Source organism: Thermosynechococcus sp. QKsg1 (assembly GCF_031586415.1).
GTDB lineage: Bacteria > Cyanobacteriota > Cyanobacteriia > Thermosynechococcales > Thermosynechococcaceae > Thermosynechococcus.
This window is the reverse complement of sequence record NZ_CP134200.1, coordinates 77,579-103,092: the sequence shown is the minus strand read 5'-3', so window position 1 is coordinate 103,092 and position 25,514 is coordinate 77,579. Positions and strand designations below refer to the sequence as shown.

Annotated in this window: 21 protein-coding genes, 1 pseudogene and 1 riboswitch; of the genes and pseudogenes, 14 read left to right on the top strand and 8 right to left on the bottom strand. The window is 53.3% G+C overall.

Annotation, left to right across the window (positions count from 1 at the left end):
* Positions 1–23 precede the first annotated feature (23 nt).
* The 9 genes and pseudogenes from RHP47_RS00485 (at position 24) to prmA (ending at position 11,685) form a co-directional block, all read left to right on the top strand.
* Positions 24–548 (top strand): hypothetical protein, encoded by a 525-nt coding sequence (locus RHP47_RS00485; protein WP_286668830.1) that lies wholly within the window; start codon positions 24–26, stop codon positions 546–548.
* Positions 549–923: 375 nt separating this feature from the next.
* Positions 924–3,974, top strand: a complete 3,051-nt coding sequence (gene cas10, locus RHP47_RS00480; RefSeq protein ID WP_310840760.1) for a type III-B CRISPR-associated protein Cas10/Cmr2 — start codon at positions 924–926, stop codon at positions 3,972–3,974.
* Positions 3,975–4,021: 47 nt separating this feature from the next.
* Positions 4,022–5,143, top strand: a pseudogene (locus RHP47_RS00475) (type III-B CRISPR module-associated Cmr3 family protein).
* A gap of 72 nt (positions 5,144–5,215) precedes the next feature.
* Entirely contained in the window at positions 5,216–6,013 is a 798-nt protein-coding gene (gene cmr4, locus RHP47_RS00470; protein ID WP_310840759.1) for a type III-B CRISPR module RAMP protein Cmr4, read from the top strand.
* Between the two features lie 2 nt (positions 6,014–6,015).
* Positions 6,016–6,405 (top strand): hypothetical protein, encoded by a 390-nt coding sequence (locus tag RHP47_RS00465; protein ID WP_286668826.1) that lies wholly within the window; start codon positions 6,016–6,018, stop codon positions 6,403–6,405.
* 12 nt (positions 6,406–6,417) lie between these two features.
* Positions 6,418–8,337, top strand: coding sequence for an RAMP superfamily CRISPR-associated protein (locus RHP47_RS00460; RefSeq protein WP_310840758.1), 1,920 nt, complete (start codon positions 6,418–6,420; stop codon positions 8,335–8,337).
* An 18-nt stretch (positions 8,338–8,355) separates the two neighbouring features.
* On the top strand, positions 8,356–9,024 hold the full coding sequence (locus tag RHP47_RS00455) for a J domain-containing protein (RefSeq protein WP_310840757.1): 669 nt from the start codon (positions 8,356–8,358) through the stop codon (positions 9,022–9,024).
* Positions 9,025–9,193: 169 nt separating this feature from the next.
* The gene (serA, locus tag RHP47_RS00450) at positions 9,194–10,777 is read left to right on the top strand and encodes a phosphoglycerate dehydrogenase (protein WP_149817151.1); all 1,584 of its coding nucleotides are present in this window, start codon (positions 9,194–9,196) and stop codon (positions 10,775–10,777) included.
* Positions 10,778–10,785: 8 nt separating this feature from the next.
* Positions 10,786–11,685, top strand: coding sequence for a 50S ribosomal protein L11 methyltransferase (gene prmA / locus RHP47_RS00445; RefSeq protein WP_286626109.1), 900 nt, complete (start codon positions 10,786–10,788; stop codon positions 11,683–11,685).
* Positions 11,686–11,691: 6 nt separating this feature from the next.
* Here prmA and RHP47_RS00440 read toward each other — a convergent pair whose 3' ends face one another.
* Genes RHP47_RS00440 through RHP47_RS00415 form a run of 6 tightly spaced genes read right to left on the bottom strand, consistent with a single transcriptional unit; the run spans position 11,692 to position 17,263 of the window.
* Complete coding sequence (locus RHP47_RS00440) at positions 11,692–12,855, bottom strand: glycosyltransferase family 4 protein (protein ID WP_149817146.1); 1,164 nt, start codon at positions 12,853–12,855, stop codon at positions 11,692–11,694.
* A gap of 29 nt (positions 12,856–12,884) precedes the next feature.
* Positions 12,885–13,682, bottom strand: coding sequence for an ABC transporter ATP-binding protein (locus RHP47_RS00435; protein WP_190278129.1), 798 nt, complete (start codon positions 13,680–13,682; stop codon positions 12,885–12,887).
* Between the two features lie 12 nt (positions 13,683–13,694).
* Positions 13,695–14,450, bottom strand: coding sequence for a HEAT repeat domain-containing protein (locus RHP47_RS00430; RefSeq protein ID WP_149817142.1), 756 nt, complete (start codon positions 14,448–14,450; stop codon positions 13,695–13,697).
* Positions 14,451–14,483: 33 nt separating this feature from the next.
* Positions 14,484–14,789 carry an urease subunit beta gene (locus RHP47_RS00425; RefSeq protein WP_302680048.1) on the bottom strand — a complete coding sequence of 102 codons (306 nt, stop codon included), beginning with the start codon at positions 14,787–14,789 and terminating at the stop codon, positions 14,484–14,486.
* A 36-nt stretch (positions 14,790–14,825) separates the two neighbouring features.
* Positions 14,826–15,461, bottom strand: a complete 636-nt coding sequence (pdxH, locus tag RHP47_RS00420) for a pyridoxamine 5'-phosphate oxidase (RefSeq protein ID WP_149817140.1) — start codon at positions 15,459–15,461, stop codon at positions 14,826–14,828.
* Entirely contained in the window at positions 15,458–17,263 is a 1,806-nt protein-coding gene (locus RHP47_RS00415; RefSeq protein ID WP_310840756.1) for a DUF2339 domain-containing protein, read from the bottom strand. The genes pdxH and RHP47_RS00415 overlap by 4 nt, the downstream gene beginning before the upstream one ends.
* A 519-nt stretch (positions 17,264–17,782) precedes the next feature.
* Here RHP47_RS00415 and RHP47_RS00410 point away from each other — a divergent pair.
* The 3 genes from RHP47_RS00410 (at position 17,783) to RHP47_RS00400 (ending at position 21,237) form a co-directional block, all read left to right on the top strand.
* Positions 17,783–18,718: a septal ring lytic transglycosylase RlpA family protein gene (locus RHP47_RS00410; protein ID WP_310840755.1), complete on the top strand. Its 936-nt coding sequence runs from the start codon at positions 17,783–17,785 to the stop codon at positions 18,716–18,718.
* Between the two features lie 34 nt (positions 18,719–18,752).
* A riboswitch (TPP riboswitch) is annotated at positions 18,753–18,851 on the top strand.
* Between the two features lie 10 nt (positions 18,852–18,861).
* A complete protein-coding gene (gene thiC / locus RHP47_RS00405) occupies positions 18,862–20,244 on the top strand; it encodes a phosphomethylpyrimidine synthase (protein WP_190278284.1) in 1,383 nt (460 codons plus the stop codon).
* 3 nt (positions 20,245–20,247) lie between these two features.
* On the top strand, positions 20,248–21,237 hold the full coding sequence (locus RHP47_RS00400; RefSeq protein WP_149817131.1) for an inorganic phosphate transporter: 990 nt from the start codon (positions 20,248–20,250) through the stop codon (positions 21,235–21,237).
* Between the two features lie 7 nt (positions 21,238–21,244).
* Here RHP47_RS00400 and RHP47_RS00395 read toward each other — a convergent pair whose 3' ends face one another.
* Together RHP47_RS00395 and zds are read right to left on the bottom strand one after the other, a co-directional pair.
* Entirely contained in the window at positions 21,245–21,694 is a 450-nt protein-coding gene (locus RHP47_RS00395) for an SRPBCC family protein (protein ID WP_149817129.1), read from the bottom strand.
* Entirely contained in the window at positions 21,691–23,130 is a 1,440-nt protein-coding gene (gene zds / locus RHP47_RS00390; protein WP_310840754.1) for a 9,9'-di-cis-zeta-carotene desaturase, read from the bottom strand. Before zds ends, RHP47_RS00395 begins: the two co-directional genes overlap by 4 nt.
* A 158-nt stretch (positions 23,131–23,288) precedes the next feature.
* Here zds and RHP47_RS00385 point away from each other — a divergent pair, with 158 nt between their 5' ends.
* Positions 23,289–23,459 (top strand): hypothetical protein, encoded by a 171-nt coding sequence (locus RHP47_RS00385; protein ID WP_190278128.1) that lies wholly within the window; start codon positions 23,289–23,291, stop codon positions 23,457–23,459.
* Positions 23,460–23,567: 108 nt separating this feature from the next.
* Positions 23,568–25,472 carry a sulfite reductase, ferredoxin dependent gene (sir, locus tag RHP47_RS00380; protein ID WP_310840753.1) on the top strand — a complete coding sequence of 635 codons (1,905 nt, stop codon included), beginning with the start codon at positions 23,568–23,570 and terminating at the stop codon, positions 25,470–25,472.
* The last annotated feature ends 42 nt before the right edge of the window (positions 25,473–25,514 follow it).

The window sequence follows — 25,514 nt, the reverse complement described above, 5'->3', positions numbered from 1 at the left end:
CCCTGCTGCACATATGAACATTCGTGAAACCCTTCCTGTGGCAATCAAAACTCGATCAGTTAACCTGTATTATCAATTACACAAATCACCCCTATAGTGAGAATCTCAAGATGTTTGGTCAGCGGCGAGTCGAAGCAGATGTCCGTGTCAGTCGCATTTTGGATCGCCTGGGAATCCGCTATCAAGTGGATGAGGATGGTGATTACCGCGTTGTCTTTGAGCTATCTAACGGTCGAACGCAACAGGCCTTTATTGACTCCAAAACCCAGCAGCTAGGAAGCTATGAAATTCGGGATGTCTGGTCTGTGGGCTACAGTTGCGAGGGCTTTCTTGACCAAGAGATAGCCAATTATCTGTTAATTGAAAATGCCAATAAGAAAATTGGCGCTTGGGAGTTGCGTCCCCTTGCTGACAATAGGTATATCGCTGTATTTTGTACGAAGGTTGCTGCTGACTGTGACCCCGAAGCCCTTTACACCAGTATCCGCGTGGTTCTTGAGGTGGCAGACGAACTTGAAAAAGTTCTTGAGGCGGGCGATCGCTTCTAGGTTAGTTTGCAGTGAGTCCCCTTAAAATCAGGGTTTGAGGCCAGTGGGGAGCTTCTGAATGCTCCGCCCCTAGGTAGGGATTGTCATTTTCATCTGAAATACTAGAAAATGCTCAAACCCGCTTCCTGAGAAACGCTAAGGGATTCAACGAAAGCATCAGGGTTGGAGGTAACTTGGCAGATCTCTCGGAAGCAAGACCCAAATGTTTCAATTCTTATAGCTAGTAGAAAAAACTGTTAAATATTACAAAAGAATTTTTATTTTGCTTCCACTGCATATCCCAACTCACGACACTGGATAAAACATTAGCTGCGATCGCCCAAGGCGCATTGCTAGGTGTTCGCAGTGGAGTCAATTGTTCTAGGAAGGCCATCTATGTACTACGAACGCAAACTCTTTGCCCTCCTCCACGACCCCTACCTCAAGGCGTTGTACCGCAACAAAGCTCTCAAAGGCCCATGGCAACAGGTGTCTTGCCTGAATCAACATGCCCAGGATTTGCAAAATTGGTGGAATCATCACGGCGGTGTTACGGCAGACCATATTGCCTCGGCCAGCGATCGCCTGAGCTTTCAGCGCGGCATGAGCACCCCCCCAACAACCACTGCAAATATCACCCAAGTGGAAATTCGCCACCCGATTACTGGTGCCAAAAGTAATTTGAACTTTGCCTTTGTAGGGAGTCTCAGCGATGAGAATTTAGCTGAAATTGAGGCGCAGTCCATCTGGAGCGAGATTCGCCAAGAAACCGATGCTGAAAAGGTCTTCTGGTGGTTTTGGCGATTTTATGGCGAAGCCATTGCTGGCGATCGCGGCATCAAAGGTCAAGCGGTGTATGCCAAAGATATCTTGCTGTTACCCTCAGACACACGCATTCCCGACTGCCCCCTCGAAGCCCACGCCTCGATTACCGCTGCCCTTGCCGGCACCCTCTTTCCCCGAAACGCCAGCAATGGGGATAAACCGCAGCACCCATGGCTGTTGATGTTTTCCTTTTCCCCCGTGCAGGAATTCATTAAATCTTCACGCAAGCTGCTGGACTTTTGGTCAGGCTCCTATCTACTCCATTACCTAAGTGCCAAGGCCTGCTGGTTCCTTGCCGAACGCTATGGCCCTGATGTTGTGATTACCCCCAATCTCTACAACCAAACGATCATTGATGCGTTTCTGCTGCAAAAATACCCAGACTTTGAACCCTACTTTGAGGAATTTGGTATCCCCAAACCAGTTGAGGCACAAGGGCAGCCGTCCTCCAGCTTGGTGACAGCGGGTTTTCCCAACGTGATTACGGCACTCATTCCTGAACAAGACAAAGACATGATTGGCAAAGAGCTTCAAGACCATTTGCGGGAAACATGGCTCAACCTTGGCAAAAATGTGCGCGAAGCCATCAAAACCAAGGTACGGAGTGGCTATGAAGATTGTCACTGGATTGCTCACATTGAAGCGTGGATTGATACACAGTTTCCTGCGGCAGAGCAAGAGGAGCTAAAGAAAGAGTTTCTCAGTTGGCAGCAGGGAGGACGCTGGGAGTGGAATGCCCTTTGGCAAGCCCAATTAGAGAATTTTTGGGAAAGCTACTGGATCGCTCTGCCCCTTGGGGAGCCAACCCAACCTCTAACCTGCCAGCGTGGAGCATCCACCTACCCAACTTGGAAAACCGCCCAAACCACGTTAGCAAAAGCCGAGGCTCCCCTGCCCACTCAGGTTGAGGAAAACGTGTATGCCACGATTAACGTGGGTACATGGTGGCCATTGCTGCAACAACGCCTTGGTGCGGCTCTCTCCGCTGTCAAAAACACTCGCAACTGGCAGTTTCCCGCTTCACCGGGTGAGCGCTCCTCGATTTCTGGGGCCTACAGTGCCCTGCACCCGAATTTGCTGTACCGCGATCCCTTTCGCGAGGGGCATGGCCTGCCGGCGAGTTCCCTGCGCCTGTTTTGGTATGTGATGAGCCAAGCCTTTCCGGGGCTATTTAATGGCAGTGAGCGCTTGAATGCGATTGAGGTCACCAAGCGAATGGCGTGGAAGCATGGCGGTGTCGCTGAGTTCTTGGGGGTTGCGTGCCCTGAGGAGGACTATGAAAACTTGGTGCGCTTTCCCAATGCCAGCAGTATCGCTGCCGCTCGCATTATGGTGAGGTATCCCAATCAGGTCAAGCGGTATTGGCGAGAATTGAACCATGAATTTACTGCCGATCTGGATTTACAGCCCTATCGCGATCGCTTTGGCAGCACCACTGGCCGCCCAACCCAGATTCCCCAAGTAGATGCCAAGCTAGGGGATTACAACGGTGTCATGTTCTCGGCCAAGTGGTTGGCAGAAGCCTTAGGTCTTGACAGTAAACAGGAGTTGGCCGAACTTCGGAGGGCGGTGAATCAGACACAAAAACGAGTGGGTTGGGGCGATCGCTCCCCTGCTGACTGGTGGTGTATCCTCTTGGCCGATGGCGATGGTATGGGCAACTATGTGCGCGGCCATAAATTGGAGAAATACCGTGAGTATCTTGCCACTAATATTGCGAGCCAGATCAATCAGAATCCTAACTTGCAACCTTGGAAAACATTGATTAATCAGACCCCCAAACGCATGGGACCTGCTACCCATGTGGGACTTAACCGTGCCCTGCTAGATTTCTCGAATCGTCTGGTGCCCTACTTGGTGGAGCAACGTCACTGTGGCCGTGTGGTCTATAGCGGTGGCGATGATGTCATGGCCGTCTTGCCTCTGGAGGATGCCCTCTCGGTGATTCATCTCCTACGCCAAGCATGGTGCGGCGGTACGGATCCAGCCGGGGAGTTTGAACCCCACGGGGACTACTGGCAAACCGTTCAGGACAGTACAGCGGCTGAGGTCTTGGGCATGCGTCGCCTGTTTACGATGGGCAAAGGGGCAACAATGAGTATGGGCGTGGTCATTGCCTACAGGAGTGTTCCTCTGCCCACGGTTCTAGAAAACCTCTGGCAAGCCGAAAAGGAACGGGCGAAAAAACTCCCCGGCAAAGATGGCCTCTGTTTCCGGGTGCTCTATGGGTCTGGCAATGTCCTCGAAGCAGTGTTGAAAGGTGAACTGCTAGCGGCTTGGCGAGAATTACTTGAGCAAGCAAATGACGATGTGAGTCCGCTGCTGTACCGACTCGTGACAGAGTTGCCCCAACACTGTTGGTTGAGCAAAGAGCGGGTCATTGAGAAGGCGATCGCCAGCATTGCCAATCGCCGTGAAAAAGACATCCCTTCAGAACTGATTGAGCAGCTTTGTCAGTGTTGCAATCAATGGGAAGACTGGGCGCTCCAGCATGAAGGTCAGCTAGGAACAGATCTGCAAGACCTGCTCAACCTGTTGCGGCTCATGGCCTTCTTCATTGATAAACGGTTTGTACCCCCAGGGAGTAATCAGGATGGCATCGATGAAAGCAGAGGGTTCTAAAACTCATTTGGGCAAAACTATTCTGCTTCAAGGATAACGAAAGACACATGAGGTTGATTATCATGACTGAATTAAGTTGGTATCGTCTAGATCCCCTAGATGTCCTCCTTTTTCGTGACTCCCGACCCTTTCAACCTGGAGAAGGCTCTTGGGCAAAAAGTCTCTTTCCGCCCTTGCCGATTACGGTCTTTCAAGCCTTACGCTCCCTGTGTGATCCCTACACACAAAATCTGGAGTTTCTTGGGCCTTTCCTCATTGATGCCAAAAACCAAGTCTGGGTAGACACGCCCAAGGATTTGGTGTGCATTGGCAACAAAAGCAACGAGGAAGCCGACATCAATGATCGTGCCGACCTCAGTAAAGTCAAGGGCTTTGCCCGCACTCAACCCGCTGCCACCGACGACCCTGCTTGGAAAGATGTCCGCCATCCGTTGCCGGGAAAGTTACGCCCTATTGTGGAACCGACCCTCAGGGAGAATGAGCAAGCCCAAGGCCGACCGGCTCCCCTGATGCGCTTGGATGCTCTTGTCCTCTATCTCCAAGGAAAGCTGGATCAGCTCAACGCCAAAGAGCACTTCCATGATTTGCCGTGGTCAACCCAAGTCCTCCCCCACATCAAAATGTAAACGACAAGTCGCACGGTGGAAGAGGAGGCTGGCTACTTTACCGAGGTGGCCAACCGATTGCATCCGGGCTGGGGCTTTGTGGCCGGCATCAGTGTTGCCAATCGAGAGGGAGTCGTGCGCATTGGGGGTGAGGGGCATCAGGCACAGGTGCATGCCCTAAAGAAACATCTCTTTGCAGACCTAGAGCGGTTTCAAGGCACCGGTCAAGAAACCCTAGCCTACGTGCTGACTCCCGGCTTGGCGCCCGTGGTGGTTGACGCACCTGTTTATGGACTGTATCCCCATGATTGGCAAGAGCATCTGATTGGTGTGGTGGGCGATCGCCCCCTCCTAGCCGGTGGCCTCAGTACCTTCACCCGTCGCAACGGGCAGCTCCAATTGGGCTATTCCGCACAGCGTGCCTATGTCAGGCCGGGAACTATCTATCGCTTTGCTCAGCCTCCCTCTCCCCAGCCCCAACAACTCCTCGGCGGTGTAGCCCCCAAAGCTCGCACCACGTTTGAAAAACTTCACTACGGCCAATTGCTCTGGGGCACTGCATAACCACCCGAATACGAATGGATAAATAGGTGAGCACCGATACACGTTGACCTCAAAGAGACTGGATGATCAACAATGTTTAACCTTGCCTACCTCTACCTTCTCTCCCCCCTGCACACGGGTGGCACCACCCAAGAGGGCAACCTTCTCGGCATTGCGCGGGAGTCCCACACAGAGTTGCCCTACATTCCCTCCAGCACGATTCGGGGTCGCTTGCGTGCCAGTACCCCCCCCAAAGACCGCAACCGCCTTTGGGGCAACACCATTGAAGATGTCATGGGCGGCGAAAACACCAACCTTACCCAAGGGCAAGTGTGGGTCGGCGATGGTTCACTCCTGTGGGTACCAGTTCCCTCCCTCAGCCATGGCGTGATCTGGATTAGCTGCCCCATGCTGCTGCATCGTTGGCAACGCCTCACTGGTCAGTCCTCAGGAACAGTCGCTGCCTACAGCACCAGTTTAGACACCAGCAAATCTGTTTATCTCAAGGACGCGATTCTCAAAGGCGATCAGCTCAAGCCTTGGGAGGAATGGCAAAAGTGGATTCCGATCCGCGAGCAAACCCAAATTCAACAGGTCTTGGTTCTACCCGATCAGCACTGCAAAACCCTCATTGAAACCAGCCTGTGGCGACAGGTGAAGGTGAAACTCGATCAACATAAAACCGTTGAAGGCGGTTTTCGCTACGAGGAAGCCATTCCCCCCGATACATTGATGTACTTCCCGTGGGGGACGGTTGCCCAGCTCAATGGCGCCGCAGAAAAAGTGAAAAGCGATCTGCGGGATGTTTTCGATAGCCACCCAATTCTCCAAATTGGTGGTCAAGAAAGCCTTGGTCGCGGCTTTGTCCAACTTGTTACTCTTGGGAGTTAGTTATGGCCTTTGATCCACGCACAATGGCACAGCCAGTCTATAAAGCCTTGAGCGAACTACGGCATCGCACAGCAGATGACACCCGGCTGCGGGAGCAAAAAAGCCAAGCCGTTGAACTCTACACCTACTTGGCCACTTGGGGACTGATGCGCCTAAAAGCGGAAGAAGCTGCTCTCAGTCAAGAGGGGAAGAAGGAGGTTGTCAAAGCCTTTTTCCGTGCCCTTGAAGAAACAGCGCATGTTAAGAATTTGGCGGATGACAAAGGCTTGGAGACCCTCAAGAACCTTGACACAGAATCCTACCTTGGCTTAACCGGCTTAGGGTTACAAATTGCCCGTGAATTTAGCTTCTGGACAACTGCCCTGTACGTTGGCATTGGAAATGCAGACTAGGAGGAGTACAACATGACAAATAACCCTGCATTACAGCGACCTCAAACGCATAAAGCAACACAGCGCCCCAACTCAGGAAACGCTGGCAATAGCGGTAGTGGTAAAGGTGGCAGAGGCAATAGTGGTGGTTCCCAAAAGGGCGGGAACACTCCACCCCGTCCTTCCCCATGGCTCGAACATCCCCTTGATCCAAATCCCAAGCCCGATCAAACTGCAGGGTTTGTCGAGTATCTGCGCTGGATGCGATCGCCCGATAGCCCCGCCAAAGATGGTACGAAAGTGGAACTAATGACAATGGCAGAGCAGCGTGGTAACTACAGCCAACGTTTGCAGGTCTTAACAGAGCGCACCCGCCAAATTGCCGGCAAAGACAATTGTTTTGAAGTCACCTGCCCATGGCGCATCCGTGTTGGTGGCCACCGTGGTCCTGAAAGTATCCTTCTGCCTGCCTTTGATAACCTAGGCATTCCCTATATTCCCTCCAGTACCTTACGAGGTGTTGCTCGTGCCCAAGCCATTCGGGAGGTGATGGAAAACGAAGGTGTACCTTGGGCTGAAGCAGACAAACTCGTCGGCCAGCGTTACTTTGGTTATCTCGACAGCAGGGACTCTAGCGAAAAAGCTGGCAAAATTATTTTCCTCGATGCCTACCCCTTGCCTGAAAAAGAGAACGGGGGACTAGCAGTGGACATGGCCAATAATCTCTGGTCATGGGATAATGGCAACCTCAAGTATGCTGCCAACCCAAACGTGTTCTTTTCCCTGCGAGAAGCTTCATTTCTTATTGGTATTAAACCTACCAATCATTACTCTCCTCAAATGCTTAAACAGGTCAAGGACTGGTTGATTCGCGGCCTGACCCAAGGAATTGGTTCGCAAGTGAATGCAGGCTACGGCATTTTAGTCGAACCCCAAAAACAGGTGGGGCGTGGCTTCTTTAGTGTGGATTTTACCGTTCAAGGCCAACTCATCCACGGTTGCCAAAAGTGTACGTCTACGTCATGGCAATGGAACATTAGAAATCAAGCGTGGCAGATGCGCGGGCAACCAGAGGCCGAGGTGCGAGCCACAGCCTTTAAGTCCCTGCTGCGATACTGGTTTCGTGCCTTTGCGCGGGGGGTGTTGCCCCCAGCAGAAGTCCAAAGCCTTGAAGGAATGATTTTTGGTGCAATTCAGCCGCAACCCAAACATGGCTACCTGCGGGTACGGGTGATTAATGGGGAGGTAACCCAACCTGAGGCACGCCCTAATCAGCAAGGTAAAAACGATCCCTGTGGAGAAGAACAGGGGACACTGGTATTAGACTTTTCTTCTGAAGTTCCTGATGCCCACAAAGAAACGCTAAAAGAGCTGGCAAGCAACTTGACGTGGCTCATGTTTCACTTGGGTGGCATTGGTCAAGGGGCACGTCGCCCTTGCTACTCTCGTAAAACCCGTAACCAAGCACCCTGGTGGCGTGGTTCTAATCTGATTCCTGAAAACGATGATCCCTTTTGGGAACTCCCCAGCAGTGCCAAGGAATTCAAAGAAATTTTTCAACAGCGACTTCGAAACTTTTACACAGCTTTAGGGCAGCTTGGTAATTGCTCAATCAACCCGACTCAACTATTATCCGTTGGCACCGTCACCCCTGGGCAGTGGGCAGAAGCAATTGATGCAAACTGCTGTATCGTCCTTTGCAGTGGTAATTCCAGCGGAGGAAAGCCCTACGGCCTTGCCCTTCTTCATGACCCTAGCCTTAAGGTGAATGGTAACTACGACAAAAACCTCTGTGGTTCCACTGGCAAACCCTCGCCAGTTTGGGTGGCTGACCGAGGCAAATACCAAGTCATCACGATTTTTGGGGTCACCCAAAATCCACGACTCAAGTTTCTGAACCACTTGAAGACGTCTAGAGGATATTTGCAACTATATTTGCAACTATTTCCTTGAATAAATACCTAAGAAACCATGACCGACTACTACGACATTCTTGGCTTGCAGCCGGGTGCTTCCAAAGAGCAGATCAAAGCAGCCTATCGCCGCCTCTGCCAAGAGTGCCATCCTGATAAACTGCCTCCTGAGACCCCCAAAAAGGCGCGGCAAATCGTCGAGGAGCACTTCAAGCAAATCAACGAAGCCTATGCCTACCTCATGGAGCAGGGCGATCGCCCGCCCCCACCTACCCAACCAGCAACAGATGTTAGAACTGCCCGCTCCATTTTCGATCCCGCTCGTATGGAAGCCGTAGCTCGGAAACTGGAGACAGAGCGGCAGACCATTCAACGGCAGTATCAGCAATCAATCAATGCTATTGACCAACAACAGCGGCAAAAGCTAGCTTGCCACGGCCTCAAGATTAACGATAAGGAAACCGAAGCAGCAAAGGCCGCTGCTGCGCAGAAAAAAGAACGACGATTACAGGAGCAATCTAGTTACATTCGTCGTCACATTGACTATTTCAAAACTCTACCCTTGGAAATGCTTTCAGAATCCTTTGTTCAAAATTTAAGTGATGAAGATCAGTTTTTCCTGCTCTTGGCCATCAAAGAAAAAGAGGATGATAAGCAGTGGGCGCGCACAGTTGCAGCCGGTGTAGAGATTGCTGCAGCAGCGGGTGTGGTTCTACTGCTGTCGTAACTCTTTCTGGGTGAGCCATTCTAATCTGAGCGCAATCAAGAAAAACAGGAAGGGAGGAACGATCGCCCCCCCTATCGCAGGAGTTTTGCTGAAACACATTCTACCCCTACCCTTAGGCAAATAAAATGTGATAGCATAACTAGTCTGGCATTATACCTAGTGTTTACCTATGCCCAAAGTGCTGGTTTCCGATCCCATTGAACAGGTGGGGCTTGATTTGCTTGCCCAAGTGGCACAAGTCGATGTCAAACTTGGCCTCTCAGAGGCAGAACTGATCAAAATCATTCCCGAGTACGATGCCCTGATGATTCGATCGGGAACCAAGGTCACTAAGGCGGTCATTGAGGCCGCCAACCAACTGAAGATTATCGGTCGGGCAGGGGTTGGTGTAGATAACATCGATGTGCCTGCGGCCACCCGTAAAGGGATCATGGTGGTCAACTCCCCAGAGGGCAACACCATTGCTGCTGCGGAGCACACCTTGGCGATGATGCTCTCCCTTGCTCGGCATATTCCGGATGCGAATGCTGCGGTGAAAGCAGGTCAATGGGATCGCAAACGCTTTACGGGCGTAGAGATTTATAAGAAAACCTTGGGCATTATTGGCCTAGGAAAAATCGGCTCCCACGTGGCCACCGTTGCCCGTGCTATGGGCATGAAGCTTCTTGCTTACGATCCCTATCTATCTACGGAACGCGCCGAACAACTGGGCTGCCGTCTTGTGGAGTTGGATGTTCTCTTTGCTGAGTCCGACTTTATTACACTGCACCTGCCAAAAACTCCGGAAACCCAGCATCTGATTAACGCCAAAACCATTGCCAAGATGAAGCCCACAGCCCGCATCATTAACTGTGCGCGGGGCGGCATTATTGATGAGGCAGCGCTTGTGGAGGCGCTCAAGACAGGTAAGTTGGCGGGAGCTGCCCTCGATGTCTTTGAAACTGAACCCCTTGAGGCGGAGTCTCCGCTGCGTGCCTTGGGGATGGAAGCCATCTTGACTCCCCACTTGGGGGCTTCCACGGAAGAAGCACAGGTAAATGTGGCCATTGACGTTGCCGAACAGATTCGGGATGTGCTCCTAGGGTTGCCGGCGCGATCGGCGGTGAATATTCCCGGTCTGCGTCCCGATGTTCTTGAGAAATTGGCGCCCTACATGCAGTTGGCAGAAACCCTAGGTAACTTGGTGGGGCAGTTGGCGGGCGGTCGGGTCGAGTCTCTGGAAGTCCGTTTGCAAGGGGAACTAGCCACCAATGACAGTCAACCCATTGTGATTGCCGCTTTGAAGGGGCTACTCTCACCAGCGCTGCGGGAGCGGGTCAACTATGTAAATGCTGGGTTAGAGGCCAAAGAACGGGGAATTCGCGTTGTCGAAACCCGCGATGAATCGCAACGGGATTATGCGGGGTCGCTGACATTGATTGCCAAGAGTCCCTCGGAAACCCGCTCGGTGTCTGGTGCCTTGCTGGCTCACAGTGAATTGCGCATCACCAGCATTGATGACTTTCCCATTAGTGTGGCGCCAACCCGTTATATGTTGCTGACGCTGCACCGCGATATGCCCGGCATCATTGGTAAAATTGGCACCCAGTTGGGGAGCTTCAATGTCAACATTGCCAGTATGCAGGTGGGACGTAAGATGGTACGTGGCAATGCGGTGATGGTGATTAGCTTGGACGATCCCCTACCCGAAGGCCTCTTGGAGGAAATCTTGAAAGTCCCCGGTATTCGTGATGCCTATATCGTGAATCTGTAGGCACGGCTGTGGTACAACGTTGGTGGGAAATTACCGTCACTTGTCAAGCTGAAGCGGAAGAGCTGGTCTATTGGCGCCTTCAATCCTTTGGCTGTCAAGGTACGGCAACCCAGCAACAGCAGGGGCGGGTGTTGATCCAAGGCTATGTGCCGCAGCAGCAGGTGACACTACTGGACATTGCTGCCCTAGGGGTTTGGATTGAGCAAGATGTGGTGGCGCAGGGCTACCTCTCGCCAAAACTCCACTGGCAGTTGGTGAATGAACAGGATTGGGCCCATAGTTGGCAAGCCTATTGGCATCCAATACCGGTGGGCGATCGCCTGCTGATTTGTCCGGCTTGGGAAACCCCACCCCTCGGCAACACCCGCTTAGTGATCAAACTCGATCCTGGCATGGCCTTTGGCACCGGCACCCATGAAACCACCCAGCTTTGCCTTGAGGCTCTAGAGATGCAATTGGATCAAACCTTTGAGCCGCTGCCACCCACGGTGATGGCTGATATTGGCTGTGGTAGCGGCATTCTGGCGATCGCCAGCCTCTTGCTAGGGGCACAAAAAGCCTATGCTGTGGATACCTCGGATCTTGCGGTCACTGCCACCCAACGCAATGCAGAACTCAATGGCATCAGAGCCGACCAGTTGATTATCCGCCAAGGGAGTTGGGAGCAAGTCCTCGAACTGGTGGATGGCCTTGTCTGCAACATTTTGGCACCGGTGATTATCGAGATTCTGCCCCACTTGCCGGCAATTGTGAAACCCAAAGGTTGGGGCATCTTTAGTGGGATTCTTTTGGATCAAGCGGATCGCGTAGCGGCGCAACTGGAACAACAGGGCTGGAGCCTAGGCAGTGTCTGGCGACGGCAGGAGTGGTGTTGTCTCAATGCTCGCTTTGAGCGTTTGCCAGATTAGAGAGAGCTAGCTTTTCACCTTAGCCGCCGGGCGCGCCAAAGAATACGAAGCCATTAGTTCTTGGTAGCAGGCTTCGAGGCGATCCAAGTTGTGACTGAGGCTATAGTGCTCAAGCACCCGTTTGCGGGCTTTGTCCCCCAGCAGGCGAATCATTTCCGGATGCTGATAAAAAATAGGCAAGAGCGTTTGCAACTGGGTTTTCACATACTGGGGATTCAAGACAATCCCTGCTCCAGTGAGCACTTCACCATCAGCACCGACATCGGTGGCCAAGCAGGCCAAGCCACAGGCCATTGCCTCTAGGAGCGACAGGGATAACCCCTCAATTTGCGAGGGCAAAATGAACACATCACAGCCCCGTAAAATTTGCAGCCGCTCTTGATCATTAACGATTGAGCCCAGCCAGAGAATATTTTGATCCGGACCATAATTGGCCATCAAGGAGGGCATCAGGGCACCGCCACCCACCATTAGCAACTTACAATCAGGCGGCATTTCCGCTGCACACCAAGAGCGCAGCAGCGCTTCAACATTTTTTTCAATAGCCATCCGGCCTTGATAGATATAGAGGTAGCGTGCCTTAAAGTCCTCTTTGGCCGTAGAAGGTCCCGGTGTATATTTGCGCGTATCGACGCCATTGGGAATCACTCGCAGCGTCTCAGCACCGACCCCAAGACGAATTAGTAGTTCCTTTTGCGATTGGGAAAAGACAATCACGCGGTCATAGCGAGCCAAAAAGGGGGCATACAGTTGGTAAGTCATCAAGGCGGTGCCCGTCGTTAGGGTACGATACTTTTCGCTGTAGGCAGGATGAAATGTGGCGACTAGGGGGATGTTTAACTCTTCGCAGATGTCCGGCAGAAAGAAATCGAGGGGAGACAGAGTCAATGAGGCGTGGACAATATCGGGTTTGAGCTTCTTGAGGGATTCAACCAGAACTTTGTTGGCTCGCAGGGAGGGCAGGGTATAGACTTGCGATTTATAGAGGCAAGGGAGCGTCACATCTGGCATCTCCCCTTCGTTCTCAGCGTCCTGTTCATCCTCTTGGGCAAAATGCAGAAAGCTCACTTGGTACCCGCGATCCAATAGCCCATTGGTAATTTCACGACTATAGGTGACATTGCCGCAGGGGGGAGATTTTTTGCCAAGCCATGCGATGTGTAAAGCCACGATTATTGATTCCTTATTTATTACGTTATTTATAGAGCAGCGGTACCCACTTGATCAATGATCCGAATCGGACCGTTGACATCACCGCTGAGAAACTGCCGCAGGTAGGGATTATCGGTCGTGCGGGCTTCGGCATGGGTGCCCTGCCAACAAATGCGGCCTTGGTAGAGGAGAATCAGGCGATCGCCCGTGCGCTCAATTGTGCTGTTTTGATGAGTCACAACAACGTAAGCATGACCCGTCTTTTCCCGTAATTCGCGAATCAAATCCTCAATCACTGTTGAGGCAATGGGATCTAGCCCTGCCGTTGGCTCATCGTAAAGCAGGAGATAGGGATCATCATCGGGGTCTTCGGGATTATCCACAATGGCGCGGGCAAAGCTGACTCGCTTGCGCATCCCCCCAGACAACTGGGCTGGGTAGAGGTCTTCCATGCCAGAGAGGCCGACCATCGCCAGTTTTTCACTGACAATTTCGCGAATGCGGGCTTCGGGCAAACGGGTGTGCTGGTATAAATAAAAGCCGACATTCTCAGCAACCGTGAGGGAGTCAAAGAGGGCAGATTGCTGAAAGACCATGCTCATCCGCAACCGGCACAGGCCATCTTGGCGCAACCCTTGACGCCGTTCACCGGCCACATAAACTTCGCCTTTATCGGGAGCGAGTAACCCAGCAATAATGCGCAGAATTGTTGACTTGCCCGTGCCAGAGGGGCCGAGAATCACAAGGGCATCTTGGGGATAGATGACTAAATCCACATCATTGAGGACATGCTTATTGCCAAAGGATTTGCAGACACCGCGCAGCTCTACCAGTGGTTTGGCCATCTGAGGCATCCCCTAGCCAAAGGCTTCTAGTTGCAGGTCTTCGATCGCTTGCAGTCCCCGTGCATCCCCCAGCTTGAACAGCGCTGCTTTGGCATCTTCTTGGACACCCATATCACTGTCCCGCAGGGCAGCAATGAGTTGATCAATGGCTTGGGTGTAAAGAGGCCCAAGGGGAATTTTGCGACAGGCATGACCTAAGGCCCAAGCACAGTTACTACGCACAGCGGCGATCGCGTCCTGAGCCAAGGCAAGGGCAAGGGCAGGAATGGCAACCGTCGCCGCCTCTTCACTAGCTTCTGCCACCTGACCCAAGGAACTCGCTGCCCACAGACGCACGGCAGAAATATCCGTTTGCAGGGCACGAATCAAGGGATCAAGGGTGCGCCGATAAATTTCTGGCAAGGGAAAGCGGACGCCACAGTTACCCAAGGCCCAAACAATGCCTTTGCGGACATAGCCATTCCAGTCCTGCTCCAATTGCTGAATGAGGGCATCCACCGCTGCCAAACTGGGGTTACGGCCAAGGGCATAGGCGGCACTGACACGGACAAGGGGACAGGGTTCTTGCAGGAGATTGATGAGATAGGGTGTGGCGCGTTCATCCTGCAATTCGCAAAAGGCGCGAGCCGCCAACATCCGCTCCGTCACATCGGCGGAGGTCAGCAGGGGCAACATGGCTTCGGGATCGGGGCGATCGCTCTCCTCACTCGGCAGCGCCGCTAGTGCATCTTCTGAAGTGTCGAGAAGGGGGAAATCATTGTCATCCATACTGTTTAATCTACAGGATGCTTGGAATCCCGACTAGAGCGCACCGTTGACTTCGCCGCGAAAGCCATAGATTTGGCGACTGCCACCAAAGGCCACCAGTTGCACCACCCGCTCATCCCCCGGCTCAAAACGAATGGCGGTGCCAGCGGGAATATCTAAGCGCATTCCTCGTGCCTGTTCATGATCAAATTGGAGGGCTGGATTGACTTCGTAAAAGTGGTAGTGAGATCCCACCTGAATTGGGCGATCGCCCGTATTGGCCACCGTTAACGTCACCGTTGGCCGGCCAGCATTGAGTTCAATGGTTCCCTCTGCGGGGATAAGTTCACCGGGAATCATGGGCATCTCAGCCAATCTCTAAAGGTATCCCTAATCCTAGGGGTAGAGGCGCACCCGCTGCCAGTGGTCTCCTTGGCGCCGATAGCACAGGCGATCGTGGAGGCGATTGGGTCGCCCTTGCCAAAATTCAATCAGCGTCGGCAGGACACGATAGCCCCCCCAATGCTCTGGCCGGGGAACATTTTCACCGTAGCGGGCTTCCACTTCGGCAAGGCGGGCTTCCAAATCGGCGTAGGATTCTAAAACCTCACTCTGCTGGGATGCCCATGCCCCCCAACGGCTACCCAAAGGACGACTCTGGAAGTAGGCATCGGACTCCGCTGCACTAATTTGCTCAACAGTGCCTTCAATGCGCACCTGCCGTTCTAGCTCTGCCCACCAAAAGACAAGGGCGGCCTTGGGATGGGCGGCTAATTCTAGACCTTTGCGACTGCGATAGTTCGTGAAAAAGACAAACCCGCGATCGTCCACATCTTTGAGCAACACCACTCGCGCAGCGGGCATCCCATCTAAGCCAATGGTGGCCAGTGTCATCGCATTGGGTTCCGGTAATTCAGCGTTGACCGCATCCGTAAACCAGAGGCGAAACTGTTCGATCGCATCCTCAGCCGCCTCACTTTCGAGGAGACGTTGACGACGGTAATCACGGCGCAGATCAGCAATGCGGGTCATGGGGTTTCTTCGGACTCGTTGCTTGGGGTTTCTTCACTGATCCTAGAGGATTCCACGGGCGATCGCCGCCACAGGGCGCGGAAAAAATAGCTCAGCAGCAAAAAAATCAAACCAAACCCCATAAATAGGAGCACTCGCCACACCGACGCAAGATGGATGAGATCAACGAAGAAAAGCCGCACCAAAGTAATGATCAACGTGATTAAAGCCACCGTGCGCACCGCTGAGGTGTCCCGTCGCAACCCATAGATCAGCAGTCCAACGCCAAAGAGTCCCCAGACAAGGGTGGCTGCCCCGGTGCCAAAGGGCGCCAGTTCGTGCTGCATCCAGATCATCGTCACCCCATAGCCCAATATCCAGTAGAGGGGGCGGGTGGGTGGGGGCAAAAAACGGATACTGACGGCTGCGGCTGCAAGCACCACCAAATGGTTGAAAAAAGCCAGATTCAACAGCGGGGGGCGATCGGCAGCGGTAAAGAGCAGTTGCCCAACAAAACCAAGGCCGAGTAGTCCCCACCAAAGATGGGCAATAACCCGCAGGGTACGCGAGGCATAGTGTTGGCTCAGATAATGCAAAATCAACCCCTCGATCGCCAGCGGTGCGAGGATAAAGCGATTGCTGTTGTAACGCACAACGATTCCAAAGGCAATTAGCACCAACCCCGTCAAGCTATAGACCCAACGCCAAGGCTGGGGAATGCGTCGCCACAGTACACTAGTCACTAGGTAAAGGCCGCCAAATAGGATCAAGACCCGACCCGTTAGCGTTGCCGACCAATCCCAGAGGAAGGCACTTAAGCCCAAAGCAATCAGCGGATTAAAGAGGGCGATCGTCTGACCATAGGACGGTGGGGAAGTCTCCTGAGGGCGATACAGCTCCCCTGCCCTGTCGTGATTGCGCCCCTGATACCAAGGGGGTAATACCGTAAAGCCCAGCCAAGTCAACGCCAGAATGGTCTGTAATGCCACGACCCGATCAAGCCGTTGAGCAGTAATAGACACCGTTAACATCAGCCATCCCAACCAAAAAGCTGACAGCAGCAGCGATCGCCAGCCCTTCACTGCGTAAATTGCCCAACTGCCCAAGAGAATTAAAAAGGTATAACTGGCCAAGGCCAAAGGACGACTCATCTCTGTGTTGTAGAGCAGCAAAGGGGTTGCTAAGCCGCCAACCACGCCAATCACTGCAAAAATGGCTCGATTTTGGCGCAACGAGATGAAAAATGCCCCTAGGGTCACTAACACCATCACCGGGAAGGCCACACCCCAAGGCATGACGGACAAAAACTGATAGGCCGCAAAGATCGTCAGGTAATAGGTCGCAAGGCCGCCCCCCTGCAAAAACTGGCTAAAGATGGCTCGCCGCTGCAACCGCCAGCCCAACCCCATCAGCACCGTACCAATGACAAAGCCCATGGCCACAAGAACCGCATCGGTAATCCAGCCCAATTCAACGGCGTACCGAAAGAGGAAGCCAATCCCCAACAGCAGCAGGCCGATGCCGAGACGGTTGAGCCACAGTTCCCAATTTTGTAGCCAGTCAGCTTGGGAAGGCCTCACTGGGCGTAACGGTGGCACCGCTGGAGATTCAGGCGCTGGGGGTTGCGGTTCAGCAGCAGGGGCAGGAGCGATCGCCGTCGGTTCCTCAGGTGGCGTTGATGGTGTTGCAGGTTCTGGGACTCCAGAAGAGGAGAGGTCTTCACGGAGAATGGCTCTTTGCAGAATCTCGAGCGATCGCTGCAGGGCAGCCACAGCGGCTTCTAAGTTTTCAAGACGACGCCGCAAGTCATCCCTATCTTCCATGGTTCGGCTCCCTACGGACTATATCCCCGTTTTATGCGCTAGAGGAGAGAGCCATTCCTTGGGCAATGCACTTTATGAAGTGGCTAGAGGCGCATCCCAACAGGGGTAAAACGGGAAACAAAATTGGGTGAGAAATCGTCCTATGGCACACAGAAAAGGTCACAAAAAGCAAATTTTCTCTTTTAGATAAATTTTTATTTTCGGTGATCTGAGTCACAGAAATCTTCAGAAATTAAAAACGATTTGTTAAAAGTTTATAAAATTTTCTTATTTTCTTTCGCCAACCGTAAATTCCGTTAATATGCCAGTCTGCGTAGGTTTCACCGCCTTCAGCGCTTTTTTATTCTTTTTCAAAATGTTTGTAATGAACAAAATGCTCCTGATGCTTGATTCTAGGCCTTCGTGGTAGGTTGAAACAGTTCCGCGATGAGAGCGAACGCGGCACCAGTAGGGGTAACCCCTGTGTGATGTTGGTGCCCTACTGTCCAGCCGTATGGATGCCCTTTTTAACGGACGCCTATGAAAAAAACGCTTTATGTGGGTCTGACAACAACCACCTTGGCTGTGTTGGGAATCCTTTCCAGTAGCCGTGCAACCACAACCACACCAGCCATAGAGTCAGGTTCAGCCCCCTCTTCCCCCGTCGTTGCCACAAAAGTCGGGGAACGCCAATCCACCGCCCCCACCACCACACGGGCGATCGCCAGTCTCCATCGTCACCAACAGCAAGGCCGCGAAGCCGTAACCGTCTATTTGCGGGGGATTCCCGTACTCACCTTCTTGGGTCAACGGGTAGCAGCCACAGAGGGCGTCAAAGTCGCTGCCGCCAACGGCGCCGCAATGCCAGAGCAAACCACCCTCTCAGAAGCAGCCCAACAGGCAACCCTTCTCACCGCTCGCCTCAATCAGCTCCACGAACAGGGCTTTGATGCCAACCTTGTGCGCGTGGGTTGGGATGCCCAACAACAGAACTATCGCATCTACGCTGACAAAGAACCTCTCCTGACTCTGAACCATCAAGTCACGCTTCCCAATAGTTCACAACGCAATGATGAAAACGCCCTGCGCATTACTAACCTGATCCGCCGCCAACTGGGGAATGCCCCTGCCCTAACCAGCGTAGAGGGTAGCCCAAATACCGTTGTGGCCATGGGACCAATTCGGATGCAGTTGACGGGTATTGCCTCGTGGTATGGCCCCGGCTTCCATGGTGCCCGCACTGCCAATGGCGAGCGATTTGATCAGGATGCCCTGACGGCGGCTCATCGCACACTGCCCTTTGGGACACGGGTACGGGTGACCAATCTCCAGAATGGCCGCTCAGTAGTGGTGCGCATTAACGATCGCGGGCCTTTTACGGGGGGACGGGAAATTGACCTCTCGCGGGGCGCTGCGGCTGCCATTGGCCTCATTGGTGCCGGTGTCGGGCCTGTACGCATTGACGTTTTAGACTGATCCCCACCCCCCCAAGGGCAAAGTGGTAGAATGAACGACATGCTAGGGGTGTCTGCGGTCAGAGCAGGCTGAGAGCAAACCCTTAGAACCTGAACCAGATCATGCTGGCGCAGGGAAGCTGTCTAGAGAGGATTCTATCAATGGTGCGTAGCGAATGGATTGCTGCCCGTAAGGGGCACGACAATGTCACCCAAATGCATTATGCCCGCCAAGGGATTATCACCGAAGAAATGCACTATGTGGCACGGCGGGAAAACCTACCTGCGGAATTGATTCGCGATGAGGTCGCCCGTGGGCGGATGATTATTCCCGCCAATATCAATCACCCCAACCTCGAGCCGATGGCGATCGGGATTGCTGCCAAGTGCAAAGTCAATGCCAACATTGGTGCCTCTCCTAACTCCTCAAACCTCGAGGAAGAATTGGCCAAACTGCGTCTCGCAGTGAAGTATGGTGCCGATACGGTGATGGATCTCTCCACCGGGGGGGGTGACCTTGATGCCATTCGCACCGCCATTATTAATGCCTCACCCGTGCCCATTGGAACGGTGCCCGTCTATCAAGCCCTTGAAAGCGTCCACGGTAGCGTTGAGCGGCTTACCCCCGATGACTTTCTCCATGTCATTGAAAAGCACGCCCAGCAGGGGGTGGACTACATGACGATCCATGCGGGGATTCTCATTGAATATCTGCCCTTGGTGAAAAACCGCATCACGGGAATTGTGTCGCGCGGCGGCGGCATTCTCGCCAAGTGGATGCTGTATCACCACAAGCAAAATCCCCTCTACACCCACTTCCGCGACATTATTGAGATCTTCAAAAAATACGATGTTTCCTTCTCCTTAGGGGACTCGTTGCGGCCGGGGTGTCTCCATGATGCCTCTGATGAAGCTCAATTGGCGGAATTGAAAACCCTCGGTCAACTCACCCGCAAGGCTTGGGAACACGATGTCCAAGTGATGGTGGAAGGCCCCGGCCACGTGCCCATGGATCAAATTGAATTCAATGTGCGCAAGCAGATGGAAGAATGCTCTGAAGCTCCTTTCTATGTCCTTGGGCCCTTGGTCACGGATATTGCCCCCGGCTATGACCACATTACCAGTGCCATTGGCGCGGCGATGGCGGGTTGGTATGGCACGGCCATGCTTTGCTATGTGACCCCCAAAGAGCACCTTGGCTTACCCAATGCTGAAGATGTGCGCAATGGCTTGATTGCCTACAAAATTGCGGCTCACGCAGCGGATATTGCCCGTCATCGTCCGGGGGCGCGCGATCGCGATGATGAACTGTCGCGGGCACGGTATAACTTTGACTGGAACCGCCAATTTGAACTGGCTCTCGATCCGGATCGGGCACGGGAATACCACGACGAAACCCTACCGGCAGATATCTATAAAACGGCTGAGTTTTGCTCCATGTGCGGGCCGAAGTTCTGCCCCATGCAAACGAAGGTCGATGCCGACGCCCTTGCTGAACTGGAGAAATTCCTCGCCAAGGACAAAGATCAAGTGAGTGCCTCTGCCTAGGGCATGGCCATTGATTTCAAGGGGGGGTTGATTGCGATCGCCCTCCTTTTTGATGTCACCAATGGCTTCCATGATGCCGCCAATGCCATTGCAACGGTGGTGGCCACCCGTGCCCTTTCCCTGCGATCGGCGCTCATCTTTGCTGCTGTCGCTAATTTTGGTGGTGCCTTCTTGAGTACGCGGGTGGCGCTAACAATTGAAGCCGGCATTCTCAACAGCAGTGCCTTGGGTGCCCATTGGTTTGGCGTCATTAGTGCCGCACTCCTCGGCGCGATGGGCTGGAATTTGCTCACTTGGTATTGGGGTTTACCCAGTAGTTCTTCCCATGCCCTCATTGGTGGCTTGGTGGGGGCAGCCCTCTTTCAAGTGTCACCACAAATCATCTATTGGCAGGGGATTGTTGAGGCGGTGGTGATTCCCATGGTCGTGTCCCCCTTGGTGGCGATCGCCATTGGCCTGAGTTTCATGACGCTTGTCGAGAAATGGCGGCAATCCCAAGACATTCCCCCAGAGCACTGGCAACGGTTGCAGATTCTCTCCGGAACATTGATGGCCGTTGCCCACGGTGCCAACGATGCCCAGAAAACCATGGGGGTGATCACCCTTGCCCTTGTGAGTTGGGGACAACTGTCACCGGATGCGGGTGTGCCCTTCTGGGTGATGGCTGCCTGTGCCTTGGCGATCGCGATCGGTACCTATGGCGGCGGCGAACGCATTATCCGCACCACGGGGGAGAAAATTACACCCCTTGACCCTGTGAGTGGCTGCTTAGCGAATCTCAGTGCCGCCTTGACCGTGGGAGCCGCAAGTCTGGTGGGCTTTCCCGTCAGTACGACACAAGTCGTGGTGGGTGCGATTACGGGTGCTGGCTATCGCCATCAAGGGGAAGTGAACTGGCAAGTGTGGGCGCAAATTTTCATGGCATGGGTACTCACGTTTCCCGGTGCAGCCCTGCTGGCGATCGCGATCTCTTTTGGTCTATCCCAACTTTGAGTCAACCTCAGGAAACCTGTGTGGGCTGCATCTGTTGGGCATATTCACGAAAGCGTTCGAGATCTGCTTGCAATGTACTTTCAACTACGCGGCCAAGGAAAAGGCGATCCATCATTTGTCCCAAAATTCCCGGAATGGCATAGGAGACCGACAGCTTGACAATGGTGCTGTCTTGGCGATCGTAAAAGCGAATTGCACCCCGATTAGGCAGCCCATCCACGGACTCCCACTGAATCATTTGGTGCTTCACTTGGCGGCAAATGCGCGATCGCCAGCTAAAGTGCCAGTTGCCCGTAGCCAATGTCCAGCGCGATAGGGTAGGGTCTTCTTCAGTGATGACCACAGATTCAATCCACTTCATCCACAGGGGCATTTTCTCCAGATCCGACCACAGTGCCCAGACGCGATCGACATCGGCTGCCACTTCAATCTGAACCGTATGCTCTAACCAACTCATCCATGACCTCCTGCCAAAATCGCTTGGGCGGCTTGTCGTCCGGACATTGTCGCGCCCTCCATACTGTCAATGTAGTCCTGCTGCGTATAGCTGCCCGCCAAGTAAAAGTTAGGAACGGGTGTTTTTTGGGGCGGACGATAGGGATCCATGCCGGGGGCTTCGCGATAGAGGGACTGCGCTAATTTGACGACACTGTACCATGTCATGTTCAGATGGCGCGACGAGGGGAAAAGTTCATGGACTTGGCGCAGCACATGTTGGGCAATTTCTTCATTGCTGGCTTTGATGAAGGGATCACCGGGAGTAAGCACCACTTGCAGTAAGGAGCCTTGACCTTCGCGATAGTAGTCCGCTGGACTAGTGAGGGCCAGATCCGCAAAGCAGGAAAAGTCAGCATCGGCAGTGTAGAGCAGGTTATCAATACCCGTTGCCGCCACCTGTTTTTGCTTACTGGGGTCTTGCAGTTCCGTAACCCAGCCATCAAATCGCAGTTGTACCGTGGCCACAGGCACGGCCTCGAGCTTAAAGATGTTGTCAAAGGTCGGGTGCGATCGCCATGCTTCTGGAATCAGGCGTTGAATCCCCGGCACATCACAGGCACATAGATAGGCATCCGCTGTAACTGTTTCTAGTTCTTCGCCTAGGGGAATCACCAACCCTTCCACCTGCCAAGTGCTAGGATCCTCGCCGCGAAAGAGAATTTCCTTCACCCGTCGCCGTAGATGAATCTTAGCCCCCCGTGCTTCAATGTAGTTCACCAAGGGTTTGAGCAGGTATTCTGCCGGTGATCCCTTGAGCATATTGAGCCGTGAGGCAGTTGTTTTGGCGGCAAACATCATAAAGATCGTCAGCATACAGCGAGCGGACATGTGCTCGGTATCAATAAAGCCCAAGGCGTAGGAAATGGGATTCCAAAGGCGCTTGAGGCTATTTTCTGAACCGCCATGCCGCCGAAACCACTCCGCAAAACTGACCTGATCTAAGGCGCGGATTTGGCGCATTGCCCCCTCGTAGTCCACCAGACCCCGCACCACAGGACTCGTGCCAAGGGCAATGGCATTAAAGAATTTATCGGCAGCAGAGAGTTGACTGGTGGTGAAGAAGGCCTTGAGACCGTTGAAGGGGGCACCCAAGGGAAAGCGAAAATCCAGTTCTCCCACCTGACCACCGCGATTAATAAAGGTGTGGGTATGTTCCTTGGGCAGTAGGTTGGCGATCGCCCCCACCTTGGTCATCAGTTCAAAGAGATTGGCGTAGTTGTAAAAGAAAACATGCAGCCCCATCTCAATGTGGTTTCCATCGGCATCTTGCCAACTGCTGACTTTGCCCCCCACAAAGGGACGGGATTCATAGATTTCAACACTGTGACCGGCATCCACCAAATCCACTGCGGCGGCTAAGCCAGCTAACCCTGCACCAACAATGACAACCCGCATCAGTGATCCCAGAAAACTTTACAGATTTTAACATTTTTCGCCCCTCGGACGGTTTCTCGCGCGTTAAGAAACTTGGCAGAGACTCTTGCCCCCCAGAACCCTCGTCTATGATCAAGGTAAGTTGAAGTTTTTGAATCGCTCACGCTCACGGTGTGCTTATGGCTACGCGTCGTGTCCTCGCCTTTCCCCTGTGGCAGTATTTGAACCAACGGCTATTTAGTCCGGGCTTTACCCTCAATCCCAAACGGTTCTGGCGGCAGTATTACGATGCTTACCTCGAACGCTGCTGGCAAAAGGACTGTGCCTCCAAGGAAGAACCCTCCTGTTAATCGTTCCACAGGTTCGCTAAAATGAGATAGCTCACTTTCCCGATCAAGATTAGGGACTTTTGGCTGTCGTCATTTTAGTTACTTTCACCTGCTGGAAAAAAGAACACTATGGTTGCTTCGCCCCCCTCTGCTGATGCTGCCCTGAAACGCTCAAAAATTGAGGCTCTCAAGGAACGGAGCCAACATCTGCGAGAACCCCTAGCCACAGAACTGCTAGAACCAACCAATCATTTTAGCGAAGCGGGGGTGCAGATCCTCAAGTTCCACGGCTCCTATCAGCAGGACAACCGCGATAACCGCGTCAAAGGGCAGGAAAAAGACTACCAGTTCATGCTGCGCACCCGCAGTCCAGGAGGGTATATTCCGCCGCAGCTCTATTTAACCTTGGATCGCTTGGCGGATGAGTATGGCAACCACACCCTGCGGGCAACAACGCGGCAAGGATTCCAGTTGCACGGCATTCTCAAGAAGAATCTGAAAGCAGCGATCGCCGCCATTGTCCGCAGCATGGGATCCACATTGGGCGCCTGCGGTGATTTGAACCGCAATGTCATGGCGCCACCCGCCCCCTTTCGCGATCGCCTGGAATATGCCCTTGCCTATGAGTATGCCCACCGCATTGCCGATCTGCTGACCCCACAAACCGGTGCCTACTACGAGATTTGGCTCGATGGTGAAAAGGTGATCTCCGCCGAAGAGCACCCCGATGTAAAGGCGGCACGGCAGCGCAATGGCAATGGCACGATCTTCGCCAATAACGAAGAGCCAATCTATGGCGATCACTATATGCCCCGCAAATTTAAGTGCTGTGTCACGGTGCCGGGGGATAACTCCGTAGATCTCTTCTCCCAAGATTTGACACTGGTGGTGATTACAGATGCCCAAGGCCATCTTGAGGGCTTCAATATCTATGCTGGTGGTGGTTTGGGGCGCACCCACAACAAAGAAGAAACCTTTGCCCGCATGGCTGATGAAATTGGCTTTGTCCGCGCGGCAGATGTCTATGAGGCGGTGAAGGCGATCGTGGCCACCCAGCGGGACTATGGCGATCGCTATAATCGGCGCCACGCCCGTTTGAAATACCTGATCCACGATTGGGGAGTCGAAAAATTCAAGGCCAAGGTGGAAGAATACTTTGGCAAGCCCCTCGAACCCTTTCGCCCGCTGCCGCCGTGGCGCTATCAGGACTTTTTGGGCTGGCACCCCCAAGGAGATGGCAAATTCTTCTATGGCCTCTCCATTGCCAATGGCCGCATCCTTGATCAGGGGAACTTCAAACTCAAGTCGGCCCTCAAGAAAATCGTCAAGGACTTTCAGCTCCCCCTGCGGGTCACGCCTCACCAAAATCTGCTCCTGTGTGATGTCTCTCCCGATCAACAGGATGCAATTCAGCACATCCTTGAGCAGCACGGGGTGCGTGATGTCAATGCCATTGATCCCCTCGAACGCTATAGCATGGCCTGCCCGGCGTTGCCTACCTGTGGCTTAGCCATTACTGAATCGGAACGGGCAATTCCGGGGGTACTGGAGCGGATTCGTCGCCTCATGGATCGGCTGGGACTCCAAGAGGAGCACTTTGTGATTCGGATGACGGGGTGCCCCAATGGCTGTGCCCGCCCCTACTTAGCGGAATTGGGCTTTGTTGGCATTGTCCCCGGCGCCTATCAGACTTGGTTGGGGGGGAGTCCCGATCAAACCCGCTTAGCGGAGGTCTATATTGAGCGGTTACCGATTGCCGAACTGGAAACAGCCCTAGAGCCATTGCTAGTTTTTTATCGCGATCGCCGACAGCAGGGAGAATCCTTTGGTGATTTTTGCCATCGGGTTGGTTTTGCGGCCTTGCGAGAATTTGCCGCGAATTACGTTCCCACAGCCACAACGAAGCGCTATCGTGTGGATGTGCGGGCTGATCAATACCAGCAACTCAAGGAATTAGCAGCAGCCAAGGGCATGTCTCTGGCGGCAGTGACCCGGGAAGCGATTCAGCGTTACCTTGAGCAATCTGGTCAGTAAGCTAAAACAATCAAGGATGGGAAGAGCGCTATCGGCTATAAT

Coding starts and splice junctions, on each gene's coding strand:
- cas10 (WP_310840760.1), top strand. CDS start 924: ATGTACTACGAACGCAAACTCTTTGCCCTCCTCCACGACCCCTACCTC.
- cmr4 (WP_310840759.1), top strand. CDS start 5,216: ATGTTTAACCTTGCCTACCTCTACCTTCTCTCCCCCCTGCACACGGGT.
- RHP47_RS00465 (WP_286668826.1), top strand. CDS start 6,016: ATGGCCTTTGATCCACGCACAATGGCACAGCCAGTCTATAAAGCCTTG.
- RHP47_RS00460 (WP_310840758.1), top strand. CDS start 6,418: ATGACAAATAACCCTGCATTACAGCGACCTCAAACGCATAAAGCAACA.
- RHP47_RS00455 (WP_310840757.1), top strand. CDS start 8,356: ATGACCGACTACTACGACATTCTTGGCTTGCAGCCGGGTGCTTCCAAA.
- serA (WP_149817151.1), top strand. CDS start 9,194: ATGCCCAAAGTGCTGGTTTCCGATCCCATTGAACAGGTGGGGCTTGAT.
- RHP47_RS00435 (WP_190278129.1), bottom strand. CDS start 13,682: ATGGCCAAACCACTGGTAGAGCTGCGCGGTGTCTGCAAATCCTTTGGC.
- RHP47_RS00430 (WP_149817142.1), bottom strand. CDS start 14,450: ATGGATGACAATGATTTCCCCCTTCTCGACACTTCAGAAGATGCACTA.
- RHP47_RS00425 (WP_302680048.1), bottom strand. CDS start 14,789: ATGATTCCCGGTGAACTTATCCCCGCAGAGGGAACCATTGAACTCAAT.
- pdxH (WP_149817140.1), bottom strand. CDS start 15,461: ATGACCCGCATTGCTGATCTGCGCCGTGATTACCGTCGTCAACGTCTC.
- RHP47_RS00415 (WP_310840756.1), bottom strand. CDS start 17,263: ATGGAAGATAGGGATGACTTGCGGCGTCGTCTTGAAAACTTAGAAGCC.
- RHP47_RS00410 (WP_310840755.1), top strand. CDS start 17,783: ATGAAAAAAACGCTTTATGTGGGTCTGACAACAACCACCTTGGCTGTG.
- RHP47_RS00400 (WP_149817131.1), top strand. CDS start 20,248: ATGGCCATTGATTTCAAGGGGGGGTTGATTGCGATCGCCCTCCTTTTT.
- RHP47_RS00395 (WP_149817129.1), bottom strand. CDS start 21,694: ATGAGTTGGTTAGAGCATACGGTTCAGATTGAAGTGGCAGCCGATGTC.
- zds (WP_310840754.1), bottom strand. CDS start 23,130: ATGCGGGTTGTCATTGTTGGTGCAGGGTTAGCTGGCTTAGCCGCCGCA.
- RHP47_RS00385 (WP_190278128.1), top strand. CDS start 23,289: ATGGCTACGCGTCGTGTCCTCGCCTTTCCCCTGTGGCAGTATTTGAAC.
- sir (WP_310840753.1), top strand. CDS start 23,568: ATGGTTGCTTCGCCCCCCTCTGCTGATGCTGCCCTGAAACGCTCAAAA.